7 protein-coding genes and 1 pseudogene are annotated in these 5520 nt (G+C 77.3%); 7 read left to right on the top strand and 1 reads right to left on the bottom strand.

The window, feature by feature from the left end; all coding sequences use genetic code 11:
• Positions 1–202 (bottom strand): annotated as a pseudogene (locus tag MNY60_RS23280) (hypothetical protein); the annotation flags it as partial.
• 111 nt (positions 203–313) lie between these two features.
• Here MNY60_RS23280 and MNY60_RS23275 point away from each other — a divergent pair.
• From MNY60_RS23275 to MNY60_RS23245, 7 genes are all read left to right on the top strand, one after another.
• Entirely contained in the window at positions 314–1192 is an 879-nt protein-coding gene (locus MNY60_RS23275) for a CoA ester lyase (RefSeq protein ID WP_242362023.1), read from the top strand.
• Positions 1193–1245: 53 nt separating this feature from the next.
• A complete protein-coding gene (locus MNY60_RS23270; protein WP_242362021.1) occupies positions 1246–1452 on the top strand; it encodes a hypothetical protein in 207 nt (68 codons plus the stop codon).
• 119 nt (positions 1453–1571) lie between these two features.
• Entirely contained in the window at positions 1572–1925 is a 354-nt protein-coding gene (gene aroH / locus MNY60_RS23265; protein WP_242346607.1) for a chorismate mutase, read from the top strand.
• Positions 1926–2103: 178 nt separating this feature from the next.
• Complete coding sequence (gene aroF / locus MNY60_RS23260; RefSeq protein ID WP_242341438.1) at positions 2104–2982, top strand: 3-deoxy-7-phosphoheptulonate synthase; 879 nt, start codon at positions 2104–2106, stop codon at positions 2980–2982.
• 2 nt (positions 2983–2984) lie between these two features.
• Complete coding sequence (locus tag MNY60_RS23255; protein WP_242341437.1) at positions 2985–3830, top strand: prephenate dehydrogenase; 846 nt, start codon at positions 2985–2987, stop codon at positions 3828–3830.
• Positions 3827–5125: a 3-phosphoshikimate 1-carboxyvinyltransferase gene (aroA, locus tag MNY60_RS23250; protein ID WP_242341436.1), complete on the top strand. Its 1299-nt coding sequence runs from the start codon at positions 3827–3829 to the stop codon at positions 5123–5125. The genes MNY60_RS23255 and aroA overlap by 4 nt, the downstream gene beginning before the upstream one ends.
• The coding region (locus MNY60_RS23245; protein WP_374109415.1) for a shikimate dehydrogenase at positions 5122–5520 on the top strand (399 nt) is incomplete at its 3' end. The genes aroA and MNY60_RS23245, both read left to right, overlap by 4 nt.

Below are 5520 nucleotides of genomic sequence, written 5' to 3'. Positions count from 1 at the left end.
CGGGAGCGGCGGCGGCTGCCGCCGCGTCGGTCCCGCTCGCCGAGCTCCGGCCGTCGCGGGTCGCGTCCTGCGCCGCCGGGGCGCTCGCGGCCGCAGCCTCCTGGCGCCCGGCGCCGAGCGTCCGGGGGTCCGCCCCGGAGGCGGGCGCGGCGGGAGGCGCCTGCGCGGCGAGCAGCGCGATCAGGGCGGCGGCGAGCGTCATGCACCTGGAGCATTCGGCGCCCCCGGGCTCGCCGCAACGGCTCGGTGAACGGCAGGCTGGGCGTCGCCCCCGCGCTCTGGCAGGCTCGGCCGAGCACCCGAAGGAGGCCCCGTGTCCGTACGCCCTCGCCGCAGCGTCCTCTACGTCCCCGGCGCGAACGCCCGCGCGATCGAGAAGGCGCGCACGCTCGACGCCGACGCCCTCATCCTCGACCTCGAGGACGCCGTCGCGCCGGCCGCGAAGCGCGAGGCCCGCGCCCGCGTGGTGGAGGCGCTCGCGGCGGGCGGCTTCGGGCACCGCGAGCTCGCGGTGCGGGTGAACGGCCTCGCCACGCCGTGGGGGGCGGACGATCTCGCCGCCCTCGCGCGCGCCGGCGCGGACGCGGTGGTGCTGCCCAAGGTCGAGTCCGTCGCGGAGGTGCACGCGGCCGAGGCGGCGCTCGCGGCGGCCGGCGCCCCGGGGAGCCTCGCGCTGTGGTGCATGATCGAGACGCCGCGCGGCGTCCTCGCCGCCGCCGAGGTCGCTCGCGCCTCGCCGCGGCTCGCCTGCCTCGTCGCGGGCACGAGCGACCTCGTGAAGGACCTCGGCGCACGGCACACGCCGGGGCGGCTCGAGGTGCTGACGAGCCTCGGCCTCCTCCTGCTCGCCGCCCGCGCCGCCGGGCTCGCCGCGCTCGACGGCGTGCACCTCGACCTCGCGGACGACGCGGGGCTCGAGGCGAGCTGCCGGCAGGGGCGCGACCTCGGCTTCGACGGGAAGACCCTCATCCACCCGAAGACGATCGCGGCCGCCAACCGCGCGTTCGCGCCGGGCGGCGCGGAGCTCGAGGAGGCGCGCCGGGTGATCGCCGCGCACGCCGCCGCGGAGGCGGCGGGGCAGGGCGTCGTGGTGGTGGACGGGCGGCTCGTCGAGGCGCTGCACGTCGCCGCGGCGCGGCGCCTCGTGGCGCTCGCCGAGGCGATCGCCGCGCGGGGACCTGCCGCGGGGTGAGGGCACCCGCCCGGTTGACAGGAGCGTCCCCGGCCGACTACGCTCCGTCGATAATGCGAATCACTCGCAACATGGAGGAGGCGCCGCCCGCCTCTTCAGACGGCTGCGACGACGTCCGCTGCGGCTGCGGCAGCCTGCTCGCCCGGGTGGTCGAGGGGGCGGTCGAGCTCAAGTGCCGCCGGTGCAAGCGCGTCTGGCGGCTGCCCGTCCAGGGCGACCTCCGCGTGCTCGGCCCCTCGTCCCGCGTGGACTCGCGGTGAAGCACGGCGGCGCTGGCCCGCGCCGCTCCGCGCGCGCGCCGTGCGGCGCCGCACGGGGCCGCCGGTCGCCCCGCGCGGTGGACAGGGGTGTGCCCATTCCGTAGACTCCTCCGCTCCCGATGCGCGGAATCCGTGGGGCGACGCAGGTCGCGGCGAACAGCGTGCCGGCCATGGAAGAGGCCGTCGTCGAGCTGTGCCGCGAGATCGAGCGGCGGAACGAGATCGGCCCGGCCGACATCGTCTGGGCCATCTTCACCGTGACCCACGATCTCGACGCGGACTTCCCCGCGCGCTCGGCGCGGGTCGCCGGGTGGACGAGCGTCCCCATGATCTGCTCCCAGGAGATCCCGGTGCCGGGCTCGATGCCCCGGGTGGTGCGCGTGCTCCTGCACGTAGACTCCGCCGGGCCGCGCAGCCACGTGTATCTTCGCGGCGCCCAGGCGCTGCGGCCGGATCTGCACCGGGAGCCGTGAGCGGACCACCGATCATGATCCGTGAACAGTCAACGAGCCGAGCGAGCCCTTCGGGGCGCCACCGCGAGCGCCGCGGAGCCGCCTCCGGCTGCGCCCGCGCCGCGAGGCCGGCGGCCGCGGCGCGACTCGCTCGGTCGGGCGGGGGAAGAGCCCCCGTCTAGAGAGGACTTCGAGGACGATGGTGCCGATCAAGAAGAGCGCCTCCGAGGCGGAGATCGAGGGCGTCTCGGAGCCGTACGAGCTCGCCTCGCTGGAGCTGCACCCGGGCCGCACGATCGTGACGGTGGGGCGCGGCCCGGCCGCCGTCGCGTTCGGCGGGAGCCGCGTGCCGGTCGTGGCGGGGCCGTGCGCCGTGGAGAGCTGGGAGCAGCTCGAGACGGTCGCCCGCGCGGCGAAGGCGGCGGGCGCCCGGCTCCTGCGCGGCGGCGCGTTCAAGCCGCGCTCGTCGCCGTACACGTTCCAGGGGCTCGGCGAGGAGGGCCTCGCGCTGCTCGCCCGCGCGCGCGAGCTCACCGGCCTGCCGGTGGTGACCGAGGTGATGAGCCCGGACGCGGTCGGCCTCGTCGCCGAGTACGCCGACTGCCTCCAGATCGGCGCGCGCAACATGCAGAACTACGACCTCCTGCGCGCGGTCGGCGCGGCCGGCAAGCCGGTGCTCCTGAAGCGCGCGATGTCCGGCACGATCGAGGAGCTCCTCATGGCCGCGGAGTACGTGCTCGCGGCCGGGAACCCCGACGTCATCCTCTGCGAGCGCGGCATCCGCACGTTCGAGCGCGCGACGCGGAACACCCTCGACCTCTCCGCGGTGCCGGTCCTGAAGGAGCTCACGCACCTGCCGGTGGTCGTCGATCCCTCGCACGGGACCGGCAAGCGCAGCCTCGTGCCGGCCATGGCGCTCGCGGCGGTCGCCGCCGGGGCGGACGGGCTGCTCCTCGAGGTGCACCCGGATCCCGCGCGCGCCCGCTCCGACGGGCCGCAGTCGCTCACGCCCGCGGGGCTCGAGGCGCTCCTCCCCAGGCTCGCCGCCGTGGCGGCCGCGGTCGGGCGGGAGGTCTAGCCGTGGCCGCGAGCGCGCTCCCTCGCACGATGGGCGTCGTCGGCCTGGGGCTCATGGGCGCCTCGCTCGCGCGCGCCGTGCGCGCCGTCGATCCTTCCGTGCGCATCGTCGCGGTCGAGCCGCGGGAGGACGTCCGCGCCCAGGCGCTCGGCGACGGCGTCGCCGACGAGGCCCGCGCCGCGCCGGACGCCGCGCTCGCGGCGTGCGAGCTCGCCGTGCTCTGCACGCCGGTCGCCGCCATCGAGGCGCTCCTCGGGCCGGTCTCGCGGCTCCTGCCCGACGGCGCCGTGCTCACCGACGTCGGCGGCGCGAAGGCGCACGTCGTCGCCGCGGCGCGGGCGGCGGTCCGGCCGGGCGTCGCCTTCGTGGGCGCGCACCCGATGTTCGGCGGCCACGGCGGCTACGCCGGCGCGAGCGCCGACAAGTGGAAGGGCGGCACGGTGGCGGTCTGCACCGACGCGCCCGCCGAGGCGGTCGAGCGGGTCGCCGCGCTGCACCTCGCCCTCGGCGCCAAGGTGGAGCGCTGCACCGCCGCCGAGCACGACGGCGCGGTGGCGATGGTCTCGCACCTGCCGTACCTCGTCGCCTCCGCGCTCGCCGTCGCCGCGCGCGAGGCCGGCCCGCTCGCCATGAAGCTCGCCGGCCCGGGCCTCAAGGACATGACGCGCCTCGCGGCGTTCCCCTTCGACATCCAGGGCGAGGTCGCCCGGCGGAACGCCGGGCTCCCGGACGCGGCGGCGCGGCTCGAGCGCCACCTCGCGCGGCTCCTCGCCGCCGTCGTCGAGTCGCCCGAGGCGGCGCGCCACGCGCTCGAGGCCGCGCGAAAGGCGCGGGAGGAGATCTTTTGAGCACAGGAACCGGACCGCTCACCTGCCGTCGCGAGGGGCCGCTCCGCGGATCGATCGAGGTCCCGGGCGACAAGTCCATCTCGCATCGCGCGCTGCTCTTCGGCGCCCTCTCGACCGGCGAGACCCGCGTGCGCGGCCTCCTCGACGCGGAGGACGTCCACGCCACCCGCCGCGCCGTCGAGGCGCTCGGCGCGGCGGTGCGCGCCGAGGGCGACGAGCTCGTGGTCGTCCCGCCCGCGGCGCTGCGCGAGCCAGGCGACGTGGTGGACTGCGGGAACTCCGGCACGAGCCTCCGGCTCCTCACCGGCGTCCTGTCGGGCGTGCCCGGCCTCTCCATCCTCACCGGGGACGCCTCGCTGCGTCGCAGGCCCGTCCGCCGCGTCATCGATCCGCTCCGCCGCATGGGGGCGGACCTCTCCGCGCGCGACGGCGACCGGCTCCCGCCGGTGGTGGTGCGCGGCCGGCCGCTCCGGGGCGTGCGCCACGCGCTGGAGGTCGCGAGCGCGCAGGTGAAGAGCGCGTGCCTCCTCGCCGGGCTGTTCGCGGAGGGTGAGACCTCGGTCGCCGAGCCGGAGCGCTCGCGCGATCACACCGAGCGCATGCTCGCCGGGATGGGCGTGCCGGTCCGCGTGGACGGCCTCGAGGTGACGATCGCCCCGGCGCGGCCCCGCGGCGGCCGCGTCGACGTCCCGGGCGACATCTCCTCTGCGGCGTTCTTCCTGTGCGGCGCGGCCGCGCTCCCCGGCTCCGAGGTGACGGTGCGGAACCTCGGGGTGAACCCGACGCGCACGGGCCTGCTCGACGTGCTCGCCGCGATGGGCGCCGAGGTGGTGCGGACGAACGAGCGCGAGCTCGCGGGCGAGCCGCGCGCCGACGTGACCGTGCGCGCGGCGGCGCTCCAGGCGACGGAGATCCGCGGCGCGATCATCCCCCGGCTCATCGACGAGCTGCCGGTCGTGATGGTGATGGCGACCCAGGCGCGCGGCCGGACCGTCATCCGCGACGCCCGCGAGCTCCGCGTGAAGGAGTCCGACCGGCTCGCCGCGATGGGAGAGACGCTCGCCCGGGCGGGCGCGCGGATCGAGCTCTTCGACGACGGCTGCGCCATCGAGGGGCCGACGCCGCTGCGCGGCGTGACCGTGCAGACGCGCCTCGACCACCGCATCGCCATGTCGATGGCGATCGCGCAGCTCCTCTCGGGCGAGGAGGTCGTGCTCGACGACGTCGCCTGCGTCTCGACGAGCTTCCCCTCCTTCTTCGCGCTCCTCGACGGGCTCTCCGGGGGCGGCGCGTGATCAGCGGGAGGACCGCCCTCTACGGCGTCGTCGGCCAGCCGGTGCGCCACAGCCGCTCGCCGGAGCTGCAGGCGGCGGCCTTCGAGCACCTCGGCATCGACGCCGTCTACGTCGCGCTGCCGGTGGCGCCCGAGCGGCTCGAGGAGGCGCTGCGCGGCGCGCACGCGCTGGGCTTCCAGGGCCTCAACGTCACGGTCCCCCACAAGCGGGCCGCGGCCGCGCTCTGCGAGGCGGTGGACCCGGTCGCGCGCGAGGTGGGGGCGGTGAACACGCTCCGGCGCACCGAGCGCGGCTGGGAGGGGTTCAACACCGACGCCGCGGCGTGCCTCATGCTGCTCGGCGAGGAGGGCCTCCGGCCCGGCGCGCGCGCGCTCCTCGCCGGGGCGGGCGGGGCC

The sequence above is a fragment of the Anaeromyxobacter sp. SG17 genome (assembly GCF_022690695.1).
Lineage (GTDB): Bacteria > Myxococcota > Myxococcia > Myxococcales > Anaeromyxobacteraceae > Anaeromyxobacter > Anaeromyxobacter soli.
The sequence above is the reverse complement of the archived record's forward strand: the minus strand, read 5'-3'. Positions and strand labels throughout refer to the sequence as shown.